At 57.0% G+C, this 26,942-nt stretch carries 22 protein-coding genes; 11 read left to right on the top strand and 11 right to left on the bottom strand.

Going from position 1 to position 26,942, the window contains the following annotated elements:
- Positions 1-811: 811 nt before the first annotated feature.
- The 3 genes from GDR53_RS16215 to GDR53_RS16205 form a co-directional block, all read right to left on the bottom strand.
- Positions 812-1,366, bottom strand: coding sequence for a transglutaminase-like cysteine peptidase (locus GDR53_RS16215; RefSeq protein ID WP_193335488.1), 555 nt, complete (start codon positions 1,364-1,366; stop codon positions 812-814).
- 95 nt (positions 1,367-1,461) lie between these two features.
- Positions 1,462-1,836 carry an EamA family transporter gene (locus GDR53_RS16210; protein WP_193335487.1) on the bottom strand — a complete coding sequence of 125 codons (375 nt, stop codon included), beginning with the start codon at positions 1,834-1,836 and terminating at the stop codon, positions 1,462-1,464.
- A 12-nt stretch (positions 1,837-1,848) separates the two neighbouring features.
- Positions 1,849-3,144, bottom strand: a complete 1,296-nt coding sequence (locus tag GDR53_RS16205) for a UbiA family prenyltransferase (RefSeq protein ID WP_193335486.1) — start codon at positions 3,142-3,144, stop codon at positions 1,849-1,851.
- A gap of 156 nt (positions 3,145-3,300) precedes the next feature.
- Here GDR53_RS16205 and GDR53_RS16200 point away from each other — a divergent pair, with 156 nt between their 5' ends.
- From GDR53_RS16200 to GDR53_RS16165, 8 genes are all read left to right on the top strand, one after another.
- Positions 3,301-4,602 carry a hypothetical protein gene (locus tag GDR53_RS16200; protein WP_193335485.1) on the top strand — a complete coding sequence of 434 codons (1,302 nt, stop codon included), beginning with the start codon at positions 3,301-3,303 and terminating at the stop codon, positions 4,600-4,602.
- 83 nt (positions 4,603-4,685) lie between these two features.
- Positions 4,686-5,276: an HAD family hydrolase gene (locus GDR53_RS16195; RefSeq protein ID WP_232846648.1), complete on the top strand. Its 591-nt coding sequence runs from the start codon at positions 4,686-4,688 to the stop codon at positions 5,274-5,276.
- A 144-nt stretch (positions 5,277-5,420) separates the two neighbouring features.
- A complete protein-coding gene (gene rfbF, locus GDR53_RS16190) occupies positions 5,421-6,197 on the top strand; it encodes a glucose-1-phosphate cytidylyltransferase (protein ID WP_193335483.1) in 777 nt (258 codons plus the stop codon).
- A gap of 48 nt (positions 6,198-6,245) precedes the next feature.
- The gene (locus tag GDR53_RS16185; RefSeq protein ID WP_193335482.1) at positions 6,246-7,562 is read left to right on the top strand and encodes an NAD(P)H-dependent oxidoreductase; all 1,317 of its coding nucleotides are present in this window, start codon (positions 6,246-6,248) and stop codon (positions 7,560-7,562) included.
- Positions 7,563-8,108: a dTDP-4-dehydrorhamnose 3,5-epimerase gene (gene rfbC / locus GDR53_RS16180; RefSeq protein ID WP_193335481.1), complete on the top strand. Its 546-nt coding sequence runs from the start codon at positions 7,563-7,565 to the stop codon at positions 8,106-8,108. It abuts the gene before it with no gap.
- Between the two features lie 51 nt (positions 8,109-8,159).
- Positions 8,160-9,167 carry a glycosyltransferase family 2 protein gene (locus GDR53_RS16175; RefSeq protein WP_193335480.1) on the top strand — a complete coding sequence of 336 codons (1,008 nt, stop codon included), beginning with the start codon at positions 8,160-8,162 and terminating at the stop codon, positions 9,165-9,167.
- Between the two features lie 5 nt (positions 9,168-9,172).
- Entirely contained in the window at positions 9,173-10,270 is a 1,098-nt protein-coding gene (locus GDR53_RS16170; protein ID WP_332872354.1) for an NAD(P)/FAD-dependent oxidoreductase, read from the top strand.
- A 111-nt stretch (positions 10,271-10,381) separates the two neighbouring features.
- A complete protein-coding gene (locus GDR53_RS16165) occupies positions 10,382-11,422 on the top strand; it encodes an NAD-dependent epimerase/dehydratase family protein (RefSeq protein ID WP_193335479.1) in 1,041 nt (346 codons plus the stop codon).
- Between the two features lie 540 nt (positions 11,423-11,962).
- Here GDR53_RS16165 and GDR53_RS16160 read toward each other — a convergent pair.
- Positions 11,963-13,381 (bottom strand): O-antigen ligase family protein, encoded by a 1,419-nt coding sequence (locus GDR53_RS16160; RefSeq protein WP_193335478.1) that lies wholly within the window; start codon positions 13,379-13,381, stop codon positions 11,963-11,965.
- A gap of 3 nt (positions 13,382-13,384) precedes the next feature.
- Positions 13,385-14,179, bottom strand: a complete 795-nt coding sequence (locus GDR53_RS16155; protein WP_193335477.1) for a hypothetical protein — start codon at positions 14,177-14,179, stop codon at positions 13,385-13,387.
- A gap of 101 nt (positions 14,180-14,280) precedes the next feature.
- On the opposite strand from GDR53_RS16155, the gene GDR53_RS16150 reads away from it, so the two are divergent.
- On the top strand, positions 14,281-14,829 hold the full coding sequence (locus GDR53_RS16150; RefSeq protein WP_193335476.1) for a hypothetical protein: 549 nt from the start codon (positions 14,281-14,283) through the stop codon (positions 14,827-14,829).
- Between the two features lie 91 nt (positions 14,830-14,920).
- Here GDR53_RS16150 and GDR53_RS16145 read toward each other — a convergent pair whose 3' ends face one another.
- The gene (locus GDR53_RS16145) at positions 14,921-15,877 is read right to left on the bottom strand and encodes a glycosyltransferase family 2 protein (RefSeq protein ID WP_193335475.1); all 957 of its coding nucleotides are present in this window, start codon (positions 15,875-15,877) and stop codon (positions 14,921-14,923) included.
- Positions 15,878-15,916: 39 nt separating this feature from the next.
- Positions 15,917-17,902, bottom strand: a complete 1,986-nt coding sequence (locus GDR53_RS16140) for a tetratricopeptide repeat protein (protein ID WP_193335474.1) — start codon at positions 17,900-17,902, stop codon at positions 15,917-15,919.
- A 371-nt stretch (positions 17,903-18,273) separates the two neighbouring features.
- Between GDR53_RS16140 and GDR53_RS16135 the strand changes: the two genes are divergently transcribed.
- Positions 18,274-19,758: an oligosaccharide flippase family protein gene (locus tag GDR53_RS16135; RefSeq protein WP_193335473.1), complete on the top strand. Its 1,485-nt coding sequence runs from the start codon at positions 18,274-18,276 to the stop codon at positions 19,756-19,758.
- A 4-nt stretch (positions 19,759-19,762) separates the two neighbouring features.
- On the opposite strand, the gene GDR53_RS16130 is transcribed toward GDR53_RS16135, so the two are convergent.
- The 3 genes from GDR53_RS16130 to GDR53_RS16120 form a co-directional block, all read right to left on the bottom strand.
- Complete coding sequence (locus GDR53_RS16130) at positions 19,763-20,155, bottom strand: hypothetical protein (protein WP_193335472.1); 393 nt, start codon at positions 20,153-20,155, stop codon at positions 19,763-19,765.
- Positions 20,156-20,271: 116 nt separating this feature from the next.
- Positions 20,272-21,456: a glycosyltransferase gene (locus tag GDR53_RS16125; protein ID WP_193335471.1), complete on the bottom strand. Its 1,185-nt coding sequence runs from the start codon at positions 21,454-21,456 to the stop codon at positions 20,272-20,274.
- Positions 21,434-22,498 carry a glycosyltransferase family 4 protein gene (locus tag GDR53_RS16120; RefSeq protein WP_193335470.1) on the bottom strand — a complete coding sequence of 355 codons (1,065 nt, stop codon included), beginning with the start codon at positions 22,496-22,498 and terminating at the stop codon, positions 21,434-21,436. The genes GDR53_RS16125 and GDR53_RS16120 overlap by 23 nt, the downstream gene beginning before the upstream one ends.
- A 232-nt stretch (positions 22,499-22,730) precedes the next feature.
- Here GDR53_RS16120 and GDR53_RS16115 point away from each other — a divergent pair, with 232 nt between their 5' ends.
- Positions 22,731-23,639, top strand: coding sequence for a hypothetical protein (locus GDR53_RS16115; RefSeq protein ID WP_193335469.1), 909 nt, complete (start codon positions 22,731-22,733; stop codon positions 23,637-23,639).
- A 26-nt stretch (positions 23,640-23,665) separates the two neighbouring features.
- On the opposite strand, the gene GDR53_RS16110 is transcribed toward GDR53_RS16115, so the two are convergent.
- Positions 23,666-25,801 carry a GumC family protein gene (locus GDR53_RS16110; protein WP_193335468.1) on the bottom strand — a complete coding sequence of 712 codons (2,136 nt, stop codon included), beginning with the start codon at positions 25,799-25,801 and terminating at the stop codon, positions 23,666-23,668.
- Positions 25,802-26,942: the final 1,141 nt, after the last annotated feature.

The raw sequence follows: 26,942 nt of genomic DNA, 5'->3' as shown, positions 1-26,942 counted from the left end.
CGGTTGTTACCGGACCCGCTTCACCTACGCGACCCATACGAAACCTACGCGACCCATGTACGCATTCCACAACATGACAATACTGCAGGCACCGACGGCACAGAATTTGGAACGGGCCTGTTACACAGCCGTCAAAGGCCTCATGCTTAGCGACCAGACGGCCAGACGACCAGACGGCCAGACGGCCAGACGGCCAGACGGTCAGACGGCCAGACGGCCAGACGGCCAGACGGCCAGACGGCCAGACGGCCAGACGGCCAGACGGCCAGACGGCCAGCATCGAACACGGCTACTATATTGTCCAGCGGTGAATTGCGCACGTCCTCCGGGAATATCCGTACTCGCTAAGCACGATAACCAATTGAGGGTCGATGACCGCCGGATCGGTCTGTCCAACGGGCTTTTCGTGCCTGCAACTCCTTGAAGTTTCAGTCGTCGTCATATCGCTTCGGGACTTGGCATCAGCGCGTTAAATTGGACTCGTCGAGTGTTATCCACTCAAGGGATAGGACGTCGGGGCCGCTGATGCAATGTCAGGTATCGGCCGAGTTCAGATGGTGTCCAAAGCTGTCGTGTCTTGCCCTTGCGATTTCGAGGGGGCGCCATCACCCGATGGTAATGGAATGGCGCCGCAGACGTCGCGCATATTGGCGTCAGCCGGTCGTCCCAAGTCCAGACTTCATGCTCTAGATGATGCAGGCGGCAAGCACGCTCAAGCGGCCTGGACGCCCGCGGAACCGGGGCACTATAGCGCTGCCGTTCAATCAAACCTCAAGAAACGCACGTACTCGTCTTGGCTTGAATTCGACAATCAGAGAATGTGCTGCCAGGCCCGCCCGTTGGAACTAGCCATGGCTACCCAGCGCAGGTCAGTTTCATCCCAGTTGCTGACTTGCGCTCTGAGATTGTCCAGGACGAGGTCACCCGCATTGGTCCGAACCACAACAACCGCATGGCCCTGGCCGCTGCGGGTTTTGGCCATTGCGATCCGCACGGCACTGGCAGGCAAGCCAAGCCGAACAAGTTCGGCGCGCTTGGCCAGCGCGTATTCTTCACAGTCGCCCTGGCTGACGCCGATCGACCAAACATCCTTAGCTTCGTTGCGCGGACGTATTACCCCATTGATGGTGGAATTAACCCGCTGGAGCATTTCGCCAAGTCGATCAGTGTAGTTGACCTCACTGGCTCCTCCACCACGGCAATGGCGCGGATTAGTAAGGCAGAACAGCTGATAGCCTAGGGGCGCATCGAAGCTCCCCTCGAGCACCATCCGCGTGGCCCCTAGGCGCCCTACACTACCATAGGAGGGCAAGGTTGCCGGAAAAAGCAGCGTCAGAACCGCCAGGAAAGTCAGTATGCGCTGCATTTGGAACCACCTCAAAACGTCGGTGATCCAAAATTAGACTGGAGATATCTATGAATAGTTTAACTGGTACAGAATATTGCGCATTGGCGTCGATGTCAGCTTCTGCTGAGCACTACGATACCTACTGAAACGAAAGCAATGCCGATGATACGGGCCAATGTCACGGTTTCTCCAAGTAGAAGAACACCAAAACCCAACGTGATCAGAAACCCGATGCCTACAAACGGGTAGGCCTGACTGACGTCGATTTTCGCTAGAACCAGTAGCCACACCACTGCTCCAACCGCGTATAGCGCCAGCCCTAAGAAAACCATTGGGGACATGCCGACTGCAATCAGTTTTGGCACGAGCTCACTGCCGTCCAGCGCCCGCTGTACGATCGGGCCACTCATGCCACGTTTCAAGGCTACTTGAGCGACTGCGCTGATGGTCACGCTAAGCAGAACCAGCAGAAATATACGAATTGTCATGTTGACTGCCAGTTAGGAGTGGAGACCTGCGAAAACGGAACAGGCAAGTATCAGACCGCCAACTATCCAAGACACGCGATCCTTGGCGGCAAAGACGATCGGATCGTCCGTCATGCGCCCATGTAGCGTCTTGTGCCACAGTTTCAATTGCCAGAACAGCATTAGTGGCACGATGGGCCACAGCCGGAACGGTACGGAATAGATCAGTTGAACCTGGTCACTGTCGAGGTATAGCGCCAGCACCAGCGAGGCACAGAAGCTGCTGGCGACGCCGGCCGCCATCAACAGTGGTTGATCCGCTTGCTTGTAGCCGCGACGCTTCAATTTGTCGGCCTTTGTGCCCACCAATTCGGCCATGCGCTTCATTAGCGCCAAACCCAGGAACAAAAACACTGAAAAACCCAACAGCCAAACAGATGGCGAATGACCCGACATCTCACCGCCGCCATAGAGGCGTACGGTATACAGCGCAGCCAAGGCGAACACGTCGAATAACGATCGCTTTTTAAGGTCGAGCGAATAGCTGATTGATAGCACGGCATAAAGCGCCAAATAAGGCAGACCGTTGGCCATGATGGCTGTGCCTATACCTGCAAATAGAAGCGCAGGAGCCATCCACAATCCCCACATCACCGGCAGGACGCCCGACGCGAACGGTCTCAAGCGCTTCCGCGCATGTATCCGGTCCGCTTCAAGGTCGGCTAGATCGTTGAGCAAGTAGATGGCCGAAGCCGTCAAAGAGAACGCGACGAATGCCAGAACGGAATATATCCAGCCGGAAACGTCGTCAAACTGACCCGACACAATGAGCGGCACGAACACAAGCACGTTCTTTACCCATTGGTGTGGTCGCAACGCCCGAACTGCATCACGAATTGGCGGCGGCCGCACCGGTCGGGACAACTGTCGGATCGAGCTCTCGGTCGCCGGAGCCGCCTGGCCGTCACCGACCACCTCGTCGAACAGTTCCAGGTGCGCCACTGCACGCCGCGCCATTTCAGCCCCGCATTGCGCTAGCAGAATCAACCGTGTTCCGGCTGCTCGGTGTAGCCGTAACTCGTCCAACGCCTCTTGGCGCCACGGCAAGGTGGCAAATTCCATGTCGCCCTGACGCAGCAGGACGTTGCTCAAATGCCCCGTAACCATCGCTTTCAACAACGCCGGCGCTTGCGCGGGACGCCCACCTATTGCAGCGAGCACCGACTCTATGATTAAGCCGTTGGGCAGCAGGTCTCGCTCAAGCGAGACTGTCAGCACCTGTGGTGTATCTAGCGGCTTCATGGCGAGACCTTCACTAAGCGTATCCATGCCAACACCCCGGTTAACTTAGCTCTTGTTTGTAGGTGGCGTGGGAACAGAAGTAGCGTTATCTGACATATCAATCCTGCCCGAAGTGCAAGTAACCTTAATCGTACTTTCTCTCCTTAGAAACACGAACACTCCCATCACGGCTAGAGGTCCATTTTGACAACGCGTCTCTCCCCTATAGTTTTGGCCGCGCTTTTTGCGGCAGCCGTTGCGGTTTCGTTCGTGTTGTCGGGCATGATCGACCAAAGTCTGTTTTCAATGGCCGATCAATCCCAGGACGTTTGGTTCGATTCGGACACGCGGATCGTCGCTATGAACATGACGATCCGTGAATACCATCACTGGACCCTATACAAGCATCCGCTTTTCTCACTTATCACTTGGCCGTTGACATCGTTGGCCCGACTCTTCGTCGGCGATGCCATGACAGCCGTCCGCGTGGTTCAGGCATCCAATGCGGGATTTGCGGTGGTGCTGCTATTCACGTTGCTGGGCCGCATCGGTCTGGGCTTACTGGACCGCAGCTTGATCTGTCTGTTGTTTCTCGTGTCTGGAACCATGCTGTTCTGGTACACTGTGCCGGAGACGTTCACCTTTGGTGGGACGACGCTGCTGATCGCCCTTCACGCCACGATTTCTGGTCGCCCGCAGACACGGCTCGGATATCTTGGTCTCGGTCTTGCAAGCCTTGCATCTCTTTCGATGACCATCACAAATTGGTTTGCAGGCCTGCTTGCAACGGCAATTGTATACGGTCTGCTCGATCATCCGATTGCGCTGCTCAAGCGGTGGCTATCGGATTTTCGCACTATCTGGTCAGATATCAAGGTCCCAGTTCTGATCTCCGTGGCCGTCCTTGTGACGGCAATGGCGCTCGCGCTCTTGCAGGACTTCATCTTTGGCGAGGCATCACTGTTCTTCAACGTTTTCTATATCTGGAAAGAGGGCGAGTTCATCGGAGACTACAAGGTTTCCTCGATGATACTGCGGCCCTTCGTGCTGTTGTTCAGCCCCGTTGTCGTGGGCACGATCGACACTTGGCTGAATGGCACGCGCATGACTGCCGACGATTTCGTACCGTCCAACTGGCCGGGCATTTTGGCACTGGGGCTTTGGATCTTGCTCCTCGTATCTGGCACGATTTCTTCGGTCGCGGCCTTGCTTAAGCCAACCGACGCCAACGTGTCTCTACGGCGGTTGATATTTGCCTCCGCCATAATCCTCGCGGCCTTCATTTTTATCCATACCGTCTACGGCTTCGTCGCCTTCCTCTACCTGGCGCACACAGCGCCTTATGTGCTCACCATTGCTGCGATCGGCTTCCTCGGCAAATTCCGCAACGTTGCGCGAATTGTCATCACAACGCTGATTGTCCTTGCTGGATACAATAACTACCAGGCGTTCCTACAGGCTGCGGCCTTCGTGCGCGACACCCTCCCGGACCTCCCCCTGCCGTGAATTCATCTCCCTGGGACAACTGCCGTATCGCAGTCTTTGACATAGACGGAACCCTCTATGACCCGGCTCCTATGCGTTTGCGTATGGCGACGATGGTCGGCTGGCACGCGGCGACGCGGCTCGATCTCGGGTTGGTACAGGTGATCTCTCGGTTGCGCCGCCGCCGCGAGAGTTTGGCCGAAGCCGAACAGGTCGATTTTGAGTCCGCCCTCATTGCCGACGTGGCGGCCGCCAGCAATCGCAGCCAAGCAGCCATCCGTGCTTTACTGGACGATTGGTTCAACAGCCGCCCCCTGCCCTTCATCGCCCGGTATCGTGTCCCAGGCGCGGCTGAACTATTCAACGCGCTACGCCAAAACGACATTCGGATTGGCATCTTGTCTGATCATCGTGCCACAGAAAAGCTCGCAGCTTTGGGGCTGGCCGCCGACATTGTGGTATCTGCCGTCGATCCCGACATCTCCGTGCAGAAGCCCGATCCCAAAGGCCTTAAAGCTATACTTCAACGCACGGGATACGAACCGGACGAAGCGATCATGATAGGCGACCGTGCTGATCGTGACGGCGCCGTCGCGCGGCGAGCGGGTACAGGCTTTCTGCTCCGTGGCAAGGGGCCCGATGCCGACTTTCAGAGCTTTGAGGACCCCGTGTTCTACCCAATCCTGCACCGATAACAGGCACGCCATGCGAATGGACCGTTGAAATTAACTTCGATTGCATCGTCGCCATTTGCACCGTTCGATTTTCGATGTTTTGTGATAGTTCTATGGGCAAGTATAAATGCACAAAGCAGCATAGCTGCTAATGGAGATCGGGCGATGAAAGTTGCATTGCTTGCTGGAGGATACGGCACACGCTTGAGCGAGGAAACTGCGGTCCGGCCCAAACCCATGGTCGAGATCGGCGGCATGCCGATCATGTGGCACATCATGAAGATGTATGCCCACTACGGGCTCAAGGATTTCGTCGTCCTGGGTGGCTACAAGGTCGATTTCCTCCGAGAGTATTTTCTCAATCTGCGCTCCCGTCGCAGCGATTTCACTATCGACCTGGGCAGCGGGCACGTTGATTGGCTTCAGGCCAGCACCGAGGACTGGCGCGTTACCGTGCTTGACACTGGCGCCGATTCACTGACCGGCGGCCGCATCAAGAGGGCCCGCAAGTACCTTGATGGCGAAACTTTTTGCCTCACCTATGGCGATGGATTGAGCGACGTCGACATCCCCAAGCTCATTGCCGCCCACAAGGCGTCCGACGGCTGGTGCACTATGACCGCTGTGACGCAGCCGGGCCGCTATGGAGCCCTTAAGCTTGATCTGAGTCTGACACGCATCGAGGGTTTCCGGGAGAAGGGCGCAGCTGACGGCGGCCTCATCAACGGCGGTTTTTTCGTTTGCGAGCCCGAGGTGTTTGACCTGATTGATGGCGACACCACGACTTGGGAAGCAGAGCCCATGGACCGCATGATCGATCGCGGTAAGCTACGTAGTTACCACCATGCCGGCTACTGGCAGAGCATGGATTCGCTGCGGGACCGCCAGGTGCTCGAGGCCGCTTGGGCCAAGGGCGCTCCGTGGAAAGTCTGGTCAGACTGATCAAGCGTTCTGGATTCAGCGGAATTTTTAATTAGGAATGGTGATGCCATGATAATCGTCGATACAGCCCTAAAGAAGCGCCAAGCCGAGGGCCGCCCGATCCGCATCGGTATGGTCGGCGCAGGGTTCATCGCTGCGGGTGTTGCTCGCCAGTTGCTCAGCTTCACCACGGGCATGGAGCTCAGCGTCATCGCGAGCCGCCGCGCCGACCCTGCTTTGGAGCTTTATCGCAGTGCTGGTCGCGAGCCGCGGGTGTGCAATAGCCAGTCCGAGATCGAGGTCGCGATCGCCGAAGGCGTTCCGGTTGTAACCGAGGACGCCTTTGCCATGGCGCGCGCCGAAGGCATCGATGTGCTGTGCGAAGTCACGGGCTCAATCGAGCATGCTAGTGCGGTCATGCTGGCCGCTATCGAGGCGGGCAAACATATCGTGCACATGAATGCCGAAGCTGATGGCACAGTCGGCCCGATTCTGAAACAAAAGGCAGACAAGGCTGGCGTGGTTTATTCGTTCTCGGACGGTGACCAGCCCGGCGTCGAGATGAACATGTACCGCTTTCTTGAGGGCATGGGCGTAAGACCTGTGCTGTGCGGCAATATCAAGGGTCTACACGACCGATACCGCAACCCAACCACCCAAGAAGGCTATGCAAAAAAGTGGGGCCAGAAGGCCGCGATGGTTACCAACTTCGCGGATGGCACCAAAGTCTCCTTCGAACAGGCCATTGTGGCCAATGGCACGGGCATGCGCGTCGCCAAGCGCGGCATGCTGGGCCCCGACTTCTCCGGTGGCGATCCCTACGCCCCACTGGTCCCAATCGAAGACACGATCGCGGCCTTCGCACCGTATCTTGACGCGCATCTGGCAGCTGGTGGTCCGGGGTTGGTCGACTACGTCGTAGGCGCCCGACCTGGCCCCGGTATATTTGTTATTGGCACTGCCGACGATCCCATTCAAACCCATCGCCTGAACCTCTACAAGATGGGTACCGGCCCCTACTATTGCTTCTACACGCCCTACCATCTGTGCAGCTTCGAGATGCCCTATTCGATCGCCCGCGCCGTATTGTTCAATGATGCGGTGCTAGCGCCAGTCCGCCCGGAAGTTGGCGTCATCGCAATGGCAAAGATACCACTCAATCCGGGAGACGAAATAGTCGAGCTGGGCGGCTACCACGTCTATGGCGAATGCGAGAATATCGAGGTTATTCGCAACGAAGATCTGCTGCCGATCGGTCTGGCAGTGGGTTGCCGCGTCGTCCGCCCACTTGAGCGTGACGCACCTCTCCGGCGTTCAGATGTCATCTTTCCCGAGGGTCGCCTGGTGGACACCCTGTATGCCGAACAGGAACGGTTTTTCGCTTAAATGATTTTTCATGAAACCACTCTGCAGGACGCGAAGCTGATCGACATCGAACCACGCGCTGACGACCGCGGAATGTTTGCCCGCACCATGTGTCGCGACGAGTTCCTGGCACACGGCATTGACGTCACGTTCGTCCAGCAAAATATGTCCATCTCCGCCAAAAAGGGTACTTTGCGCGGCATGCATTTGCAGCTGGAACCCTACGGTGAGGATAAGTTCATACGATGCGTCAAGGGCGCCATCCACGACATAATCATCGACATGCGGCCTCACTCTCCGACGTATCGGCGCCATGAAGGGTTCGAACTGACCGCCCGCAACTTTCGCGAATTGTTTGTGCCGCGCGGATTTGCACACGGCTTTCTGACTTTGTCGGACGATGCCGAAGTCTCCTACCTCGTCTCAAGTCCATATCATCCCGGCGCCGAAATTGGGTTGCGTTATGACGACCCTGCCCTCGCCCTCCACTGGCCGGCACCGATCAGTACCATTTCGGACAAGGATCGGAGCTGGCCCTTGTTGGCTGCGTCCGAGCCGGTCATGTAGGCTTTCCGAGGACACATGCGAGATAATGCCCCGCCGCTGATCACCATCTGCATGCCGATCTATCGGCGCACCGCCTATATCGGCGGCGCTCTAGCGTCCTGCTTTGCTCAAAGCAACCAGGATTTCGAGGTGATCGTTCACGATGACACCGAGAATGACTCTGTCCGAAAAATTGTCGAATCCTTCGCTTCGCCCAAGATCAGGTACATCCACAACAATCCTGCCCTCGGCATGCTCGAAAAGGTCGCCGACTTCCAGACTCGTGTGCGCACAGAGTGGATGGTCTATCTCTGCGACGATGACCTGCTTGAGCCAGATTATATCGCAAGCGTAGCGCGCCACATTGCCGCCAACCCCGATGCGGCCCTCATCCGCTCACGCCACCAGCTGATCACACAAGAAGGCCAACCCTTGCGGCTAGACGCGCTCACCCCCTATCGAAGCACGGCGGCCGAGTTCATGGTGCAAATGTTCAAGCCCGACGCCAAGACATTCCGCACCAACCTTACAGGCGTCGCCTTCCGCACCGTCGCCCTGCAGGCGGTGGGCAAGGATATCTTCAATATGCGACACTCCGACCGGGTGCTCTATGCCATCACAGCGCTCGGGGGCAGCGTGATCTGCGATGAGAATGTGCTGGTGAAACTGCGCGTCCATGGCGGCTCTATTTCCGGCAAACTGGACCCGGATTTCCGCGTCGCTGTCGACGAAGCATTAGCGCTCAAGCGTGTCATGGACAGAGTCTTCGCCACCTTGCGCGAGCGCGCCCAAGTCCCGGAGGAGCGAGCCACCATTGCCGATGGAGTGACCCAGTTCAATGGCTATTTCCGCCGTTCCATCCAGCGCGCCATCGACAATGGCCTGCTAGCCCTGCTCAAGACCAAGCGCGGTTCGGTTCGCCACGACTTTGGTGAGGCCAAGGCCGTGCTGAATGAGAATGAGGTGCCGACATTCCCAACGCTCCACATCTATGAACTCGCTATGAACCTGCCGTTCAGTGTCCGTTCGGTCGCAATGGACCTCCTACGCACACTCAAGCTGCGCAAGCGGGGAGGCTGAGGGCAGTGAACGCTATCGTCATTGGCGCAGGCGTCGTCGGATTGGCCGTGGCTCGCGCCCTGGCCATGGCCGGGCACGACACGTTCATCCTTGATGGCGAGCCCGCGTTCGGCACCTGGACCAGCGCCCGCAACAGCGAGGTCATCCATGCTGGCATCTACTATCCTCAAGGCTCCCTCAAGGCCCGTCTCTGCGTCGTCGGCAAGGAAATGCTCTACGCCTATTGCGCCACCCGTGATGTGCCCCATAGCAACTGCAAGAAGCTGATTTTTGCGGCCGATGCTAGCCAGTCGCCCAAGCTCGATGGCATTCTCGCCAGCGCTTTGGGCGCCGGTGTCACCGATCTGGTGCGGCTCAGCGCTAACGAGGTCCGTAAAATCGAACCGGCCCTGCGGTGCGAAGAGGCTCTGCTTTCGCCCTCGACGGGCATCATAGACTCTCACGCCTTTATGATGGCTTTGCTGGCCGATGCCGAAGCCCATGGCGCTCAGCTGGTCTGCAACACCAAAGTTACCCGGGTTGTCCGCAAGAATGGCCAATGGGCCATCTATGTTGACGGCAGCGCGGAAGTAGCCGCCACGGCAGACATCGTCATCAATTCCGGCGGCCTCGCCGCCCAGAATATTGCGGCCAACACAGAAGGGCTCGACCCCGCGACGGTCCCGCCCCTCTACCTCGCCCGCGGCGTCTATTTCAGTTATTCCAGCGTCTTGCCATTCCACCACTTGATCTACCCGATCCCCGAACAAGGTGGACTTGGGACACATCTTACCCTCGATCTCGCCGGCCGGAGCCGCTTCGGCCCAGATGTGGAGTGGATCAGCGAGATAGACTACCGCGTCGATCCGAGCAGGCACGCCAAATTCGTTGCGGGTGCTCGCCAGATATGGGCCGACATCGATCCAACCAAATTGCGACCTGCTTTCGCCGGTATTCGTCCCAAGCTCTCTGGCCCCGGCGAACCTGCCGCCGACTTCGCCGTTCTTGGTCCTGCTGACCATGGATCCCCCGGCCTCGTGTGCCTTTTCGGCATAGAGTCCCCCGGTTTGACCGCCTCCCTCGCCATTGCCGACTTGGTCTTGCACAAGGTGGCCACAGATTAGTGGTGCGGGTCTAGGACCGTCATTAACAGTATTCTCATAAGGTTGCGGAGAAACTCACGCCATTATGCGAACATCTACCAAGCAAGAGGCCCAAGGGGCACGGAGTAGACGATGCGGATATTGATTGCAGGTAACATGGGATATGTCGGTCCGATCGTGGTGCGTCATCTGCGCAAAACCCATCCGGACTACGTGATCGACGGTTTCGATACGGCGTTTTTCGCCCATTGCCTGACGGGCGTCTCCCAGGTGCCCGAGCGCAATCTCGATAACCAGTTCTTTGGCGATGTCCGCGATATGTTGCCAGAAATGCTTCAGGGCTACGACGCTGTGGTCGAACTCGCCGCCATTTCAAATGACCCAATGGGCAATCGCTACGCTGAAGTTACCGAGGCGATCAATCAGAAGGCGACTATGTCGATCGCCCAAGCCGCTGCCAAGACCGGAGTTAGCAACTTCGTCTTCGCGTCGAGCTGCAGCGTCTACGGCGTTGCGGTGGGCCCTGCACGTAAGGAAAACGATCCCCTCAACCCGGTAACGGCTTATGCCAAGTCCAAAGTCGGCACCGAGATTGAATTGGAAGCCCTCGACACCGACATGACCATCACCAGCCTGCGCTTTGCCACGGCCTGCGGGATGTCAGACCGCCTGCGGCTGGATCTAGTGCTTAATGACTTCGTTGCCTGTGCCATCAGCCAGAAGCGCATCACAGTGCTCAGCGACGGCACACCATGGCGTCCCCTTATCGACGTCGCAGATATGGCGCTCGCGATAGATTGGGCCATCCACCGCAAGCCGGCCAATGGCGGTCGCAATCTGGTCGTCAATGCAGGATCAGACGACCGGAACTACCAAGTCCGCGATCTCGCGCAAGCCGTTGCTGCAGCCGTTCCTGGCACTGAAGTTAGTATCGACACCACCGCCCCGGCAGACAGCCGTTCCTACAAAGTCGATTTTGGGAAATACGCACTACTGGCGCCCGATCATCAACCTCGGGTCACTTTAGCCCAGTCGATCGAACAACTGGTCGCCGGCCTGGACCGGATGCAGTTCGCCGACGCCGACTTCCGCAACTCACAACTCATACGCCTCAAAGTATTGGAACGGCATATTGGTAGCGGTGCCCTGTCAGAGCGCCTTCTTTGGACATAGATGTCGACAACCATATCCTCGACCAGTTTGATATAGCTGATCACCAATTTGGCGATGTGAGCGAAGTGTAAACAAATGCGCTCGACGGCCATTCGTTGAGCACGACGTAAAATTCCTTTTATCTTCGAGGATGCTTGCTCGATTTAAGAGAAGCGGCAAACAGGCGGGCAGTTTCCCCTGCTTGGCGCAATAGCGCTACGTCCCGCTCTTGAGACTAAGCCGCGTCATGGGTGTCATGACCCATCCACATGTGTGCAAGGGCACGCTATGATCGGGATGGTGCGGCGCTGCTTAGACTTTCTATATTTCGTCACCACTCGGTGCGGCAGTATCGACGACCCATTTGATAGCCCTCGAAGATGAAATACAACTGGGCCAGTGGCCATTTTACAGCTGTAGCCAGGCAACGTAACGAAGACCCCTATTTGCCGATCGTCGAGCCAAAGAGGCATGGGATAGCCGATGCTGGCCACCAGCAGCGTATTGCGTGCTAGACACTCCTACGACTGACGTGCTTGCACATGGACTGCGCACTACCGACTATTTCGCTGATTTTAAACTCGTTGCGTAACCTAGTGCGATCAGTGCCAAGAACATGATCGTATTGGCCTGAATCTCCAGGCTGAAGTCGACTGTGGAATGCACGCCGCCGACAACAATTGCGCCAAGCGCCACTGTCTGTGCCCGCCAACTGCCGCGTCGGGCCCGCCAGGCTGCGAGTATGCGCGCAGCGATGAGAAAAAGAAGTAGAAGGGGAATAGAACCGGCAAACAGGCCCAACTCCGACCATAGCGCAAGGTAAGAGTTGTGGGCTTTGTCCCAAACAACGTCCCCGCTCACCGGCAACTGATGCACCAACGGGAAGGCCAACTCGAAAGCGCCGCCTCCAAAGCCGGTCCATGGACGCAACGAAATGAGTTCGAGTACTTGTCGGTAAAAGGTCAAGCGCACATCGGTCGACTTTTCCAGCACGTCCAGACGACCCAATAACCCGTCCCCATAGGCGATCAGCAAGCACACGACTGCAAATAAGCCCGAAGCGACAATGCCCAGCATGGCCGGCACCAGCTTGGCATTGCGACATACTACGAGCACGATCACGGTAAGGATACCGCACAATGTGACGACAAAACCCATTCTGGACTGGCTGGAGACTACCGCGGCAAAATTAAGCAAGAGGGCGGAAAGGTATAAGAGCAGAGGCGGCACAGAGGCCCGGATTTCTCTGTCAGAGGGCCGGCTTTCTAGCCAATGAGTCAAGACGTCCAGCAGCTGCGTCATTGCCAATACAACGCCGAACGCCAGAAAAGTCGCGAAAGAGTTCCGGTTGACGAATGTCCCGGTGGCAGAACCCAAATAAGCCCATTTTTCCAGCCCCAGAATTGTATCGCCCATGCTTAGCGACGCCAGTCCAATGACTGCATTTGCCGTAATAATGATCAATAAAATGTCGAGGCTGCTACTGCGCGGGCGATCACGGCTAGCCACCTGGAGCATGAGAAAAAAGAAACCAGCGTAGGTTGCTTGCCGAAGCAACATCAGCAACGTATCCCCGGGCGCCAGGGAAATCGTGCGAGGCACCGCCCCCAACCCATCAAGTCCTCCACTCGCCAGTACGCCGAGCCAAGGCCCGATAGGAAGAATCTGAACCACCAAGAACAGTAGGAACAAGCCAAACAACCACGCCTGTAGACCTACATCCCGCAGAATGGCGCCGAAGGGAAATTGCTTGCCTCGTGTAACCGCCCAGAATAAAATTGTCACACCTGTGATCGTGGCGCTGAGAGCCCAGAAAAAAGGCCGGTTGCTGCCGAAAGGCAATGGCGTCAGCCCAATCACTATCATCATGGTCCAGAACAACACCTTGTCCGACCGTTTTCCGTTACGCCAGACGTCGCTACCGGGGCGCATACCTTTTGGCCGCGCGGTGGGCCCCATCGGGATCGTACCATCGGTCATGCTCTAGACCACCTCGCCCGAGGACAGCATTCTGACCCGTCTTAGAAACTTTTCGTGCGTTATCTGATCCGTCCTGTCCACGACGGCCGTGATGCGTCCGCGCGATGCGGGAGACATCAGATACACCCGCGCCAGCGCCAGAAGGCCCGCATCGGTGTCCGTCATCAACCTCATGTCTGTTTGATTCCCGGCTGCGTTTTCCGCGTCAAGTCGATCATGATAATCTTCTGCGATGGCAACACGTATCTGGGCGATCCACTGCTCCACCGCGCCAGTGCGTGTAGATTTGGACAGGCGCTCGTTAAACCCGTCCCAATCCGCCAATTGCGCCGCCGCCAAGGCGCCGGTGAGCCAGGCGATCGAGAATGTTGGTTGCTCGGCAACAATCCTGTCACTGAACGAGAGGCAGTTCGAATTGAGACTCCTGCGAACGGGTGTCGTTTGCAGACTGGCAATCAGGGAGACCATAGCGGCGCGGCAATCGGCCAGCAGTACGTGTCGCGATGACGTGGAGAGTCCATAATCCAGATTGCCATCGGCCAATTCTATGACGCGGGCGGACAGCGGCGTGTCCGCCGATGTGTATGGAGCAAGCTCGACAAACATCGCTGTCGCGCCACCGATGACCATGAGGGCGGCGAAACCCAACGGCAGCAACCTTTCGGCAATTTGGCTCTGCAGGGAACTGTCCGAGAATCGGGGGGGCGGCATGGAATCTGGTCGCGTTAACATCAAGCCATCATCAGCGCTCGGCACCTTAGAAGACGTTAACTTCACGAATTTGCCGAATCTAGCCATTAGCCCGCCCGTTTTTACCTACTATAAACTAACGCATTGACGGTCTATCCGCTTCCTCATATGGTTTACTTGCGGTAGAAAATTGTAAGTGAGTTAGTCCAATGGTCAAAGCTTTCCGTTTGGTTGCGGCAACCCTATTGATCAGTGCAGGTGTCAGTGCCCCAGCGTTCGCACTGACCCTTACGGCCGCTGTTGATCAGTGTGCCGCGGTTGCTGTAGAGGAACAGCGCTCCGATGAGCAGGATGGCAACCCATTGCGCGGTTACTGCCTGAACGCAACTGCTGAATTTCTTAGCACTGTAAACAGCAACGGTCTTTCGCGAGATGAGATCGGAACCGAACTGGCTACTTATGTTGTAGCCCTTGCCGGGTTGGTCAATCAGAGCATCTGCCGTACTGATAGCGAAATCCCCCAGGCGATCTCAATGGCTGGCGCAGCGTCCGAGGACCCCGATCAGGCCGAACAGATCCGTCTGATCTCACAGGCTGTGATTGAGTGCGTTTTCTCGACGACCGCCGCCTTGCCAAGGACATTTCCAGCACAAACAGAATCTGGATCGGACGATAATCGCAGCGATGTCGCGACGCTTCGCACGCCGCTCCTGACGATCGTCGACACCCCAATTGGCATTCCCGTTAGCCCGAATTGATCCAGAGATCGCGTGGGCAGATCGTGGTTATTGTTGGGACGGATGGGCGGTGCGGGTTCACGTTCGCACCGTGCAGACCCTTGCTATAAACTCAGTCTCTGCTGCGCATTCGTGCGATAGACCGCACCAGCCATGACAAAATTGGCACGCTGAGCGCTCGCAGCGCGAAGGCGCGAAACGGGTCCACTGCTCCATAAAATCCCTGCCAGCATTCAGCCCGCAACGTCTCGTATTTCGTCGTTGCGAGCGCATAGTTGTAGATTTCAACATTGGCAAGACGCTTGAGCAACAAATCAATGTGCTCAGGGCTATCTTCAAGCAGGCCGACGATGGAGTGCTCGATGCACGGCCGCTGGTTAGCGTAGCGCAGTTTCGTGGTCATATTGACGGCGTCGCGATGATACACTGCGGTTATCTGCTTGGTGGGCAGGCATACGCCCACATGCGCCACGCGCAGCCATGTATCTTTGTCCTCGCCACGCGTGCATCGTTCGGCGGGAAACATACCGGCTTCAATTAGTGCCTCTCGACGCACTACCACGGCCGATGTCCAGATCGGCGAAGTACCCATCTCAAGCCAGAGCGACACAAGATCGGTAAATTCGAGTGCATCTGCCACTTTAGGTGCGTAGCGCGCGGTAAAAGGGTCGGTGCTCTGGCGCCCGTCGGGATAGATGTTGGTAAAGCCTGAGAATACGGCGGCGACACGATCCTGGGTCGGCGCCCGTTTCAGCGTCTCAGTAAATACCTCAAGATGATTGGGCAACCACTCGTCGTCTGCATCGAGGAGCGCAATCCACTCGCCGCTGGCGACGTTGGCACCCAGGTTGCGCGCTGCCGACCCTGCCGGGCCGGGATGCGCGCGGCGATGTAGCTGTAACCCCGGAATCTCAAGGCCTTGCACTGCCTCGTATCCACCGTCGCTTGATCCGTCGTCAACAACGATGATCTCATCGGGGCGTAGGGTCTGCGCCTGAACGCTGGCCAAGGTCCGAAGGATGTGTGGACCCTTGTTGTAGAGCGGGATAACCACTGAAATCTTCGGCATCAAGGTGATCCAACTGGAATGTACGCGTGCAGCAACCCACTATCCCTGGTTTGATTCTGCAGTTTTGACCACCGGATTGAACAGGAAGTTGCCGATCACTTGAACTGCGCCATTAGTCAGCGGGCCCGCGTCGCAAATGCGTGTCGCCCCCATCCTCTCGCACGCTACGCGCATTGCGCCGATTGTGCGACTATCAAGAGTCCCGTGGACCGGACCTTGATATATACCGCGTTCGCTTAATCGTTTCTGGACAATATATACATAGGCATGCGCATTGTTGTTGCGTAGCTGCTCAAGCATCACCAGGCCATTGAAACGAGTTAGTTTGGAGAACTCGCTGTCAATGGCGGCCAGACTTTCGTCGGAAACCCGATCCGGTGTCAGCAAGAGGATGCGTTGCATAGCCACGCCCTCTTCCCCAAGCACCGGTCCCAGCGTTGCAAGCAGGTTTTCCGCAGCCGGGCGATCTGGTGACAGCACAAGACCATATCCTTCTCGATACAGCTGCATTAGGTAGCGCGCTGCATCGGCGTCCCCATTGTGCGTGGATTCGAGCAGCATAGTGAGAACGCCAGACAACCCTTCGCTTGGGAAAGTGCCCGCCAGCTGCAGACGGGCCAACTCAGTCGAAGCTCCAGGTAGGCCACTTTCTACTGAACCTCTCAGAAGTGTCAGCGCTTCTTGTCTGTGCGTAGTACCAAGAGGCCCGGCGACCAGCGCTTGTGCGAGGTCGATTACAGCGTTGGGGTTGCCATAGCTTAGAGCTAAGTCAAAATATGATTTTGAGGTTTCGTAGTCGGCCTGCACAAGGTCATTGACCGAATAGAGGTCGCCGAGGCGAACGGCAGCGTTGGCGTCACCTTTTGCGGCCGCTACTTTTAACAGTTCAATACCACGAGAAGGGTTGGCCACGGGTTGGGCGAGATCAAGGAAGATGTTGGCAAGATATCTCTCCGCCCCTGGCGCTCCCAGTTCAATGGCGCGATTGAAATAATCAATGGCCCGATTAACATCTGCGGGCATCCCAGGCGCGCCCAACCGATACAGTTCTCCCAAGCGGATAAGACCGGCAGAGTTGCCACTATCGGCCGCCTTCTGGAAATAGTCACGCGCAGTGTCAACGTTTATTGGTATGATGTCCCCGCTCAGATAATAATCCGCCAGTGTGATATTGGCCTGGCCGTCGCCGTTGCCTGCGAGATCACTGAGCATTTGCAGCGCTGTATCAGGGGCAGACGGTACACCTTCGCCCCGAAAATACATGTCAGCGAGCCTGCGAGCGGCGCCTTGGTTTCCGCGTGCGGCGGCCCCGACGTACAGCGCTTTCGCCTTATCCGGGTCGGCAGCAATTGGCCCGCTTCCGCCGCGAAAAATGTCAGCGATCATCATCATGGCCGGTGAATTTCCGGCTACCATGCTCATCTCGAAGTAGAGCATCGCTTTATCAACATCCAGAGGGACGCCCCTGCCCTGAGCATACAAGCCACCCAGTAGATTGGCAGCATTGACGTCGCCAGCGTTGGCTGCTTGCTCGATCAAGCTGACGGCCCGGTCGCGACTTGCCTTACCCAGTTGGGTATCCAATACCAACACCCCGAGCGCCAGCAAAGCAGACGTGTCTCCCAACGCTGCGGCATCCTCTAGTAGTTCGAGCGCCCGCGGTGGGTCGGGCACTACGCCGGCACCGCCGGTTCGCAGCACACTCGCCAGTTGCACCTGCGCCGGCACAATGCCCGCTTCGGCAGCTTGTTCGAGATACACAAGGCCTTCTTCTTGCGATGTTGCGTCCGGTGCCGCAAGCAGGGACTTTGCCAGCGAAAAGGCCGCTCCGGCGTTCCCTTCGTCAGCCTCAGCGCGTACCCGTTCGGACGCGAAGCCGAGCAACTCCGCCAGTCTTTCTGGATCACTTCCCAGCCGATCGCTAAGGGCCGCCACTGATGTTGGCGGCTCCGAAGACGTCACCTGCTGCCCGAAGGCGGGTACGCTGACGAGTAGAGCGAATACGATTGCGGTGGTCCGGATCATTTGTCCCTATCGATCACTGCTCGGGAATGCATAGAGATAACATGATCCTGCAGTCCCTGTTATTGGGCGGCCCTTTCCAGCATCATCTACTGTTGGTCTACCGAGTCAACAGTTGGCCTGCCGATACCCCGTGTCCGCCCCAGTTCCACATGACTTTGTGATCGTGCGTAATTGATCTGGCATACTTGGCGCCGTCGCGACACTGCCAAATTCGACGATTGCCACTATGTGACCGACCGATGTACGCGACAAGCACGTATAGTGGCTTTGACAGGGTTGCTGGTTTAGCGCCGGCAACGCAGAATTACGACACTACAACAGATTAGTTTGTTTGGGCGCCAGCCGTCCGCATAGGTAGACCGGAGCATTTGATGTCGCTTAAGCGTGAGGTTGCGACTGGCGTGGTATGGTCGGTCATTGGTAATGGCGCCAATAACATCATTAGTTTCATCGTATTTGCCATCATTGCCAATGTGGTTAGCCCGACGATCCTTGGCGTCGCATCTTTCGCGATTGTCCTGGTGGAAGTCGGGCGCATGCTTAACACAGCTGGCATCCCGGAACTGCTAATCCAGCGTCCGCAGTGGGACGATGATTACGCGACGGTCGCCTTCTGGGTTAACATTACAATTGCAGCGATGTTGACGTTGGTGTCATGCCTCGCTGTGGCGCCAATCGTCGATTATGCGTTTGCCTCCGGTAGTGGCATTGCACTGATTGTGTTGTCGGCCTGCTTTCTCATCGATGCCGTCAGGGTGGTCCAGGAGGCCAAACTTCGGCGGGAGTTCAATTATCGCAGCCTGGCGGTCCGTGGCTCAATAGCTGGAGTACTTTCGGGATTATTGGGCGTGGCTATGGCACTGACCGGCCACGGCCTTTGGGCCCTGATTACCCAGCGCCTACTGCACTCCATGCTAATGACCGCCTTGACCTGGTATGCCAGCGACTGGCGACCTCGCTTCTTCTGGTCGACCCGGGACCTCGGCCAAATGCTCTCCAACGGCAGCCGCCTGTTGGCAGTGGGCCTGATGTCAACGCTAAGTGTTCGCCTCCCCGACCTGCTGCTTGGCGCGGTCCTTGGCCCGGTCGCCCTGGCCATCTTTCGTGTCGGCTCGCGCGGCTATGACTCGCTCATCCAGTTGATCGTCTACCCGGTCGCGAACGCGTCTATCAGCGGCTTTTCGCGGGTCGCTGCGACAGGAAGCATCGCGAGTGCCTACATTCGCTTCACCAAGTTCGCCGCGCTTTTGGGCTATCCTGTCTTTTTTGGAGCCGCTGCCACAGCGCAACAATTCGTCGCCATTGCGTTTGGAGAAAACTGGTCCGATGCTTCTTACGTTATGTCAGCGATGTGCATGATCGTTGGGCCAGCGACCCTGGGATATATGTTGCGGCCAGCACTTACTTCTTTGAGGCGCACCGGCGAGCTCTTGCGGATCAACATCTTCGTGGTGGCGACCGTGGCAGCCGCCTGCCTCGCCGGCCTGCCTTTCGGTGCCGTCGGCATGGCTGTCGCCCTGGTAATTCGGGCCTATTTTGCGGTTGTCTTCAATCTGTTCATCTTGCGCCGCGAGCTTGGCATCGCTCCAAAGGCGCTGCTTCAGGCGGTCACACCGCCGTTTTCCGCAGCCATCGTGATGGCCGCGGTGTCACTCGTCGGTGGCCATATGCTCGTTCCCCATTGGCCAGAGGGGGCTAGGCTGGTCGTCATGATCGTTGCTGGAGCAATTGCATACCCGCTTTTTCTATGGCTGGCGTGGCGCAAGTACCTAGTTCTAGCGCTGAGAGAGATTGGCGAGATGTTCCCCAAAGCGAAAAACCTGCTGCAACGGATTACGCCTCAACGGGATGGTTAGATTGCTAATAAGCAGTCAGGTAAACCGTGTTCGCGGACATACCGTTTCCAGGGCCCTGACGTGAGGTCGAAATATCGGCCTTGGTGAAGCCGCCCCGTACCAGCGAGTCCCGAACTGACACACACTGTTGCCGCGCAACTTCGCGCGCCGCGTCGCTACCGTCGGCATAAATGCAGACCAGAGAGATTTTGCACGTCCCTCTTTTTGCCCCTCGACCATAGCCACTGATCAGTCGGGACTGGTTCGGCATTATTTTTTTGGGGTCGGCGGGTATTCCGGCAAGTGAGGCGGTTCCTGGAGTGGTGCAGTTCTGGGCCGGTTCCTGAGCAGCGACACCCATGACACCACCAAAACCCAGTCCCGCTAGTGCAACTAGAACGGCCACAAATTTCTTCATCCTATTGGCTCCTCAAACTGCCAGGCACCACGCCCGGCCACTCAGGGACAATAGTCCAACTGTAGGCACCCATGTCAATTGACGGAGGAACGAGCCGAAATGTGTAGCCAGAACGACTAGCGTCGAGCGCCCTGAACGGTAAGAGCGTGCGTGATGACATCCCAATAGCGCGCCACCGCCCTCTCTAGCCCATATCGTGCGGCCCCTGTGCTAGCTGCCGTTGCCAGCCTGTCTCGCTCGCCGGGCTGGATTACGCAATTGAGTGCGTCAATCATTGCCGCCTTGTCGTTCATCGGCACGAGCAATCCGTGTTTTCCACCATGCAGCTTGGTTATCTGGCCTTCAGCTCGATAGTCGAGAATTTCGGCGGGCCCTGAAGGGCAATCGGTGGCAATTACAGGAACTCCTGTCACCATCGCCTCAACCAGACCATTGGGAAAACCTTCGCCGTTTGAAGGAAGCACATAGGCATATGCACCGGCAATGACAGGAAAAGGGTTCGCTAAAAACCCTGGAAAATGGACACGCGCCCCTAGCCCGATGTCACTGGCATGATCCCGAAGGTCTTTTTCCAGGGGCCCCTGCCCCATGACCACCAAGTCGAAGCCGTCTAGTTTAGATCCAGCAAAAGCGTCGAGCAGCAGCGCGAAGTTCTTGCTGCGCACAAAGCGTCCCATGCCCACGATATAGGGCCGTGGCACCGTGATGGTTGAAGGCTCCGCTGCCAAGCGCTGGATAGTCGCGGCGTCTACGGGATTGGCGATAACATGGACACTGTCACGCCTGACGTCGTAATTGCTGACGAGGTCATCGGCTATGCCGGCAGCTACCGCGATGACCGCATCCGCCCGCGAATAGCATTGACGTATCAGCAACTTGGACAGCCTACCCACCATGCCATGCGCATGATGCGCCGACGTGTTGGCACGCTCACTGATTACGCAACAGTGTCCCAGTAGCTTGGCCACGATAACGTTGGCGATATTTGCACGAGTAAGGAAGCTGAGCACCAGCCGCGGACGTAACTTGCGCAACAGGATCCACAAACCCTTGATGGATGAGAGAGTGCGCTTTCGGCTATTTAGCCGGTGCACCGTTACCCAATCGGGGATGGCGTAGGCTTCTTCCTCGATGTCGAGAAGAACAAGGTGAAAATCATAACCGACCAGCTGCTCACGCGAGCAGTCGATGAGCCGCATCATCACCCGCTCGGCACCGCCGCCTGCTATGGAATTTATGAGGAATACAATGGATTTTCTCTCCACGATCACGACCACCTTAAAGAATTGTCCGATAGACATTGTTGGTGCTCGCAGCGACCTTGTCCCAACTGAGAAATCCGGCACGGCTGACGACAAACGCCTCTGGCTTTGTCATCGCGGCGGAAAACGCATTGGCAACAGCAGCAACGTCATCCTGGTCAACAAAATTTGCGGGCCCCAAGGGCATCTCGTGATTCTCAGGAATGTCGCTGACCAAGATCGGACAACCATGCGAGATCGCCTCCAGTGTGGCGTTTGAATTGCCCTCGTGGTGCGACAGGTTCACGTATAGCGCGCAATGGCTCAAAAGCGCCGGCACCTGGTTCCGCGGAATAGCGCCAAGCATCGTCACCCCATCGGACATGAACGCGGACAGAGCTTCGACATAAGTTTCATCACTAAGACTCCCAGCAACGCGAAGCACATAGTGCGGAGACGTCTCTCGAAATAACGCAAATGCTCTAAGCAACGTATCGACGTTCTTCTGTGACGTCACTCTCCCGACGGCAAGAATATAAGGGGGCTCTGAGCTCTCAACATTGCCGGACCACAACGGATGCGGCTCGTCAATCGCATTGGGAATGAAATGGACGCGCGCCTTGAAATTGTTCGCGGCCAGTCGCTGACTGAGCGTCTCTGATACTGAAATGACGGCATCTGCGAACTGCAGCTGATACTCACTCAATCGGAACCCCAACCGACCCAGCACACCCCATTTAGGCAGGATGTAGTCAGCCGAACCGTAGCGAACTACGGTGCGAATGCCCATAAGCTTATAGACCCACAAAAACAGTGCCGCTCCCAGTCCCTGCAAGTGGACGATCTGGGGCCGAAGCCTGATCGCGTGATAGATTGCGGCAAAGTAGTAAAGAATCTTATCTGTTTTCAATAACCACAATGACGGCACGGCAACGAGTTTGACGCCTCGATAGCTATTCTCCTTGACGTTGCTTGCCAAGGACAGCAGCGTCACCTCGTGGCCAATGTCGACCAATCTCGGGAAAAGCTGCTCGGCGTTCTTCTCTGCGCCCCCTTCAACGTCAGGTATTCCGCGGGCGCCGACGACCAGAATACGTGCCATCAGCTACTTCGACGCTCCGTTACCATGATGCTAGAAAACCGAAACGACCATACTACGCGCGAGGTTGCAATCGACCACCAGCCAGTTCTTGAAATCATAGTTTCCAGACAAATTTTGAAATGCCAACTTGGCTTGGCATTGCTAAAAATGAATAAACATAATCTGGGATGCTCCGCCACGGACCGTCCGGTTCATCGACATTGTGCGCAGAGCTCCCCTAGGAGAGAAATTAATGGTTAGCCGTCAACCCGATCCAGCAAGCTCTATGCAAGCTTTAGGGGATCGCCTGGTCAAGCTTTACACGAAAGCAGACCTCAACAAGCCGTTGATGCATAGCGAGCGCGCTGAACTGGCGGAAGATACAATCCAAGTCTGGTGGGAAATTTACGACTGCTACATTTTCTGGGCCCAGTGCGAGCTGCTAGGGCAAGACATAATGCAGCAGCATTTTGACCTTCTGACAATGCTTCGCGACAAGCACTTGCTCACCATGGAAAGCGAACACCAACTGGCCGAGGCCCTTGGGTATTATTTTTCAACATCAGACAAGTCCGCGGCCAGCAAGGCCCTGCGCTCAGCGCTCGGTGAAGATCAGCTCGAGTTGGTGCGGCTACTGGCTAAGGCCGGCCTTTCTGAGCCGGGAAGCTTTATGCGCTTGCTACTCAGCTCCAGCACCAAGTCCAATGCATATCTCCGGGCGGAATTGCACCGGCTGGCCTCCGCAATGCCAGCGACGAAGACGCTGACAGAGCGCGATATAGACCACGCTTTCCCGACGGAGATCACCAACTGGAAGCTAGAAGCCGCGCGACAGGTTCGGCTTCTCGTGGGGGGCGGGCTGAAAAAAATCGCAGCCCTATCCGAGGTAGCGGCTGCGATCCGCCATTCCATTGATGACCTGCAGCGATGGGAACGCGATCTAGTCAAGTTCAGCGACTTCGAGAATGACCTTTTCTGCGCCGAATTGGTGGGCGAGTTCGGCGACCAGCTTCGCGCCAGCCACTTCACAAACATTCGCAACTACAAGTTCTATGGCTCTTTTGAGGGAGTTCTAAACCTGGAGCGCGCCACGACCCTCTCCCGCCACTTACGCCAAGTCCGCGTGACCGACATCAATCAAGCGCTTCGGGGCGTCCACTAAATCGTTTGCCCCGCAACTGGACCCGCCTAATCCTCATTATAGTAACCGCCGTACTTGCGGCGGTTATTGTACTTTGACTGATCGACCTGCGTGATTACACCCATGATTTCCGCGTCATCGCGCTTGGCGTCTGTCAGAGCCAAGAGCGTCGCCTTGGCGTCGCGCTGCGACGTTACCGCGTAGCGCGTGGCGATCACGATCACATTCGCATATTGGGCAAGATGCAGGGCGTCAACGACCGCGCCGACAGGGGGCGTGTCGAGAACCACGATTTCATAGTTGGCCTGGGCTGCACGGACCAATCGACCGAACACTTCGCCAGTAATCACTTGGCCGCCATGGACGTCAGCCTTGCGCGCGCCGATGACGACACGCGCCTTGGTAAGGCGGTCGGTGACAGCGACGCTCTCCAGATCGATCTTTTCGCCACCGTCTGTGAGGAAATCGAGCAACTTGACCGAAGCGGGCATACCGAGATGCGCGTGGATGCTTGGCTTACGCAGATCGCAATCGATGAGCAGCGTCTTTTTGCCAGCCAAAGCATAGGCCCGGGCGAGCGAGAGTGACAATGTGGTCTTCCCCTCGCCGGTATTTGCCGAGCCGACCAGGATGACCGGGGCTGAATGCCCTGCTCCTCCCCATCCGCGTCTGACTGCTTGGTCGACGCCAACCTGCAGGCGCCGGATGGCTTCCGAAAAGTGAGAGAATGGCAGTGAGATCAGCAAATCTGCGAGGCTGTCACTTTTGACTCCCTCTGGCGCTCTCTGCTTGGGCACGCTCGACACCACAGGCATCTTGAGCACTGACGAAAGCTGGACATCGGACGTAAAACCACCGATCACGTTCTCTCGCAGGTAAGCCAAGCCTACGCCTACGGCTAGCGCTAGTATGCCGGCAAGCGCCAAAAGTAGCCTGGTATCAGGAAATGACGGTCTTTCGGGCACAAGTGCTTCCGAGATGACCCTGCTGTCCGCAACCTGCAGGAACGACTGGGCTTCCAGGTCCTTCAAACGGCTCAACAGGATTTGATACTGACTGCGCGCGAGCTCGGCGGTTTGTTGCAGTTCGTAAATGTTGGTGACGATGGCGGCCGGCAAGTCACTGCTGAGAACAGAGGAGCGCAACTGCAATTGCAGGTCAGCGGCACGTGCTTGCACCGAGGATATCTGGACGCGAAGGCTGGATAGCTGGCTGTTGGTGTCCGAGCCCAGATTGGCGACCACGCGCGCCAGTTCAGCCCGAAGATCAATTTCGGTCTGCGATCCAGCAGTGGCGTTGGCTAATTGCCGCTGTAGCGTTACCTCACGCTGGCGCAGGTTCTCGAGTGTCTCCGACTGCAGGGTCTCCGTGACTGCCTGCCAGTTCAAGGCAGCCAGGCCCTGTTGGACGGCATCGGCTTGAGCCGTAAGCACGTCGCGGTTGGTGTTGAGCGCCTCCAGTTCGCTGCGCATCTGCTCAAGATCGGTGCGCCCAGTCTGAGCGACAATTCGGTCAATGCTTGAAGCGATGAAATCGTCCATCGCTTCTTCGGTTTCGATGACAGTTGCGGAAGCCTCCGCAACGCGGCCCTGAATGATGTCTCGGCTGGATTGCGTAGCGGCAATCTTGGATTCAAGCTGTGCTCTGATATAGGCACGTGACAGTAGATTTGCGATATTGGCAGCGGTGTCCGGATCGTCCGCAGTCGCTGAGATGGTGATCAGAAATGTCAATCCGTTGCGAAATACCCTCACTGCCTGACGCAGCTTGACCTGCGCAGCCATCACTTTTTCGACGGCAGTTGGCTCAGCCTGCTGTCCCAGGCGCAGCGTCGACATGATGCGCTGTCGCAAGTCCATGGAAACACCGAATTCGGGATCGTTCAGCAAGCCTGCATCGTTGACCACTTTGAGCAACGTGGTCTCGGCCGTAACGATCTGGACCTCACTATCTACCCTCGCATCAGCCGAGCCCATGGCACTGCCGGCGGCAGTGGGGTCGAGCAGATTCTTGTCACTGGTATCCACAAATATGAGCGCCGAAGCTGTGAATGCAGGCTTGAGCGCGAATATCCCGAGGGCTGAGGCACCGAGAAGTAGAACGAAAGTAATGGCAATCAGCCGCCACTGCCGTCGCAGGACATCCAGGACCCGGACGATGTCAAACTCTTGATCATTGATCATATCATGCGCAATCGATAGTTGTGGAAAGCACACCGCACGTGCTTACCATCCAAGCCACGCAAACCCGCCATTAGGCAAGTGCATCTGGATCACTATTCGAATAGTCCTTAATATGCAACGCGTTCGGTCGACTAGGTTAATGGAGCAGAGCTCGCTTCACCGAACCGGCGGCGCCAAGATTAAGCACTCAGCCGCAAGAAACTGCTTGGTATACGGGACTTGAGGCTGGAGAGCAGATGGCCCTCCTATCGGCCGAGGATACACTGCGGCAGCGAGGCCAGTTTAACGACGGCGGCAGAGGTGATAGGGGGCGAAGCGTAGTCCCACTTCAAGGTTTGACGGCCCCTTTGACTTGCAATGGCTCCGTCGGCCATCACCTCGCGCGGTCGGCGCCATTGCCGTCTCCGAGCAGGTGTCGCTATCCCGCAACAGCTGTGACGGCCAAATGATACCTCGGCGTGCTACTCAGAAGTCGCGTTAGCAGTGCTGCATGGCTCCTCAACATCGCGCACGCGCTCGCTGACGGACAAGCGCCACCGGAGTTTGAGAAAGGCAATAACTTCGACGCGCTGAAACATCTTACCTGAATTCTTGGATGCAGTCACGGTTTCGGGCGCGAGCCCAGGCCTTATTGGCTAATCCGCCTATCCGATCAATAAGGGCGCTCGACAATGGCCGACCAGCACGCCCCAATGGCAGCCGCTTCAAGTCATGTTGAGAACCGCCGTCCAGTGTTGCCCAGTCCGGCGTGCGGGGGGCGACCTCCGGGGCGTTTAGGCGGCAATGAGAGCGCGATGACCGCCCTCTCAAGATCGGTCAGCTCAGCTGACAATCGACGGCCATCAGCACCCTAGCTGCAGGCAATTCTCGGTCGAGGCCATTGTGAAGTCCGTTCACTCCCCGGCCCGCACGGAGTAACAGCCGTTGGAAACGCTTACCTTCAATGATCTTGCCTAGTCGTCCCACCCAAAGACGCGCGGGGATCAGACGCGCGGGGATCAATTGTCAATTATACCACATGTCCGGCACCAAGGTCGGCACTCCGGTAGACCGCACCGACCGGTACGGCGGCCACATATAAGTCTATGCAGGGTCGGGCAGACTTTGTTGAGAGCCTATTGTAAGTGAGTTTGTGATCGGA

The sequence above is a fragment of the Devosia beringensis genome (assembly GCF_014926585.1).
In the GTDB taxonomy this organism is placed as follows: domain Bacteria; phylum Pseudomonadota; class Alphaproteobacteria; order Rhizobiales; family Devosiaceae; genus Devosia; species Devosia beringensis.
Note: the sequence above shows the minus strand (reverse complement) of the source record. Positions and strands in the feature narration are given on the sequence as shown.

Bases quoted from the DNA above. Each gene is read 5' to 3' on its own strand.
- GDR53_RS16215 (WP_193335488.1), bottom strand. From the start codon at position 1,366: ATGCAGCGCATACTGACTTTCCTGGCGGTTCTGACGCTGCTTTTTCCG.
- GDR53_RS16210 (WP_193335487.1), bottom strand. From the start codon at position 1,836: ATGACAATTCGTATATTTCTGCTGGTTCTGCTTAGCGTGACCATCAGC.
- GDR53_RS16205 (WP_193335486.1), bottom strand. From the start codon at position 3,144: ATGGATACGCTTAGTGAAGGTCTCGCCATGAAGCCGCTAGATACACCA.
- GDR53_RS16195 (WP_232846648.1), top strand. From the start codon at position 4,686: ATGGCGACGATGGTCGGCTGGCACGCGGCGACGCGGCTCGATCTCGGG.
- rfbF (WP_193335483.1), top strand. From the start codon at position 5,421: ATGAAAGTTGCATTGCTTGCTGGAGGATACGGCACACGCTTGAGCGAG.
- GDR53_RS16185 (WP_193335482.1), top strand. From the start codon at position 6,246: ATGATAATCGTCGATACAGCCCTAAAGAAGCGCCAAGCCGAGGGCCGC.
- rfbC (WP_193335481.1), top strand. From the start codon at position 7,563: ATGATTTTTCATGAAACCACTCTGCAGGACGCGAAGCTGATCGACATC.
- GDR53_RS16175 (WP_193335480.1), top strand. From the start codon at position 8,160: ATGCCGATCTATCGGCGCACCGCCTATATCGGCGGCGCTCTAGCGTCC.
- GDR53_RS16165 (WP_193335479.1), top strand. From the start codon at position 10,382: ATGCGGATATTGATTGCAGGTAACATGGGATATGTCGGTCCGATCGTG.
- GDR53_RS16160 (WP_193335478.1), bottom strand. From the start codon at position 13,381: ATGACCGATGGTACGATCCCGATGGGGCCCACCGCGCGGCCAAAAGGT.
- GDR53_RS16155 (WP_193335477.1), bottom strand. From the start codon at position 14,179: ATGGCTAGATTCGGCAAATTCGTGAAGTTAACGTCTTCTAAGGTGCCG.
- GDR53_RS16150 (WP_193335476.1), top strand. From the start codon at position 14,281: ATGGTCAAAGCTTTCCGTTTGGTTGCGGCAACCCTATTGATCAGTGCA.
- GDR53_RS16145 (WP_193335475.1), bottom strand. From the start codon at position 15,877: ATGCCGAAGATTTCAGTGGTTATCCCGCTCTACAACAAGGGTCCACAC.
- GDR53_RS16140 (WP_193335474.1), bottom strand. From the start codon at position 17,902: ATGATCCGGACCACCGCAATCGTATTCGCTCTACTCGTCAGCGTACCC.
- GDR53_RS16135 (WP_193335473.1), top strand. From the start codon at position 18,274: ATGTCGCTTAAGCGTGAGGTTGCGACTGGCGTGGTATGGTCGGTCATT.
- GDR53_RS16130 (WP_193335472.1), bottom strand. From the start codon at position 20,155: ATGAAGAAATTTGTGGCCGTTCTAGTTGCACTAGCGGGACTGGGTTTT.
- GDR53_RS16125 (WP_193335471.1), bottom strand. From the start codon at position 21,456: ATGTCTATCGGACAATTCTTTAAGGTGGTCGTGATCGTGGAGAGAAAA.
- GDR53_RS16120 (WP_193335470.1), bottom strand. From the start codon at position 22,498: ATGGCACGTATTCTGGTCGTCGGCGCCCGCGGAATACCTGACGTTGAA.
- GDR53_RS16115 (WP_193335469.1), top strand. From the start codon at position 22,731: ATGGTTAGCCGTCAACCCGATCCAGCAAGCTCTATGCAAGCTTTAGGG.
- GDR53_RS16110 (WP_193335468.1), bottom strand. From the start codon at position 25,801: ATGATCAATGATCAAGAGTTTGACATCGTCCGGGTCCTGGATGTCCTG.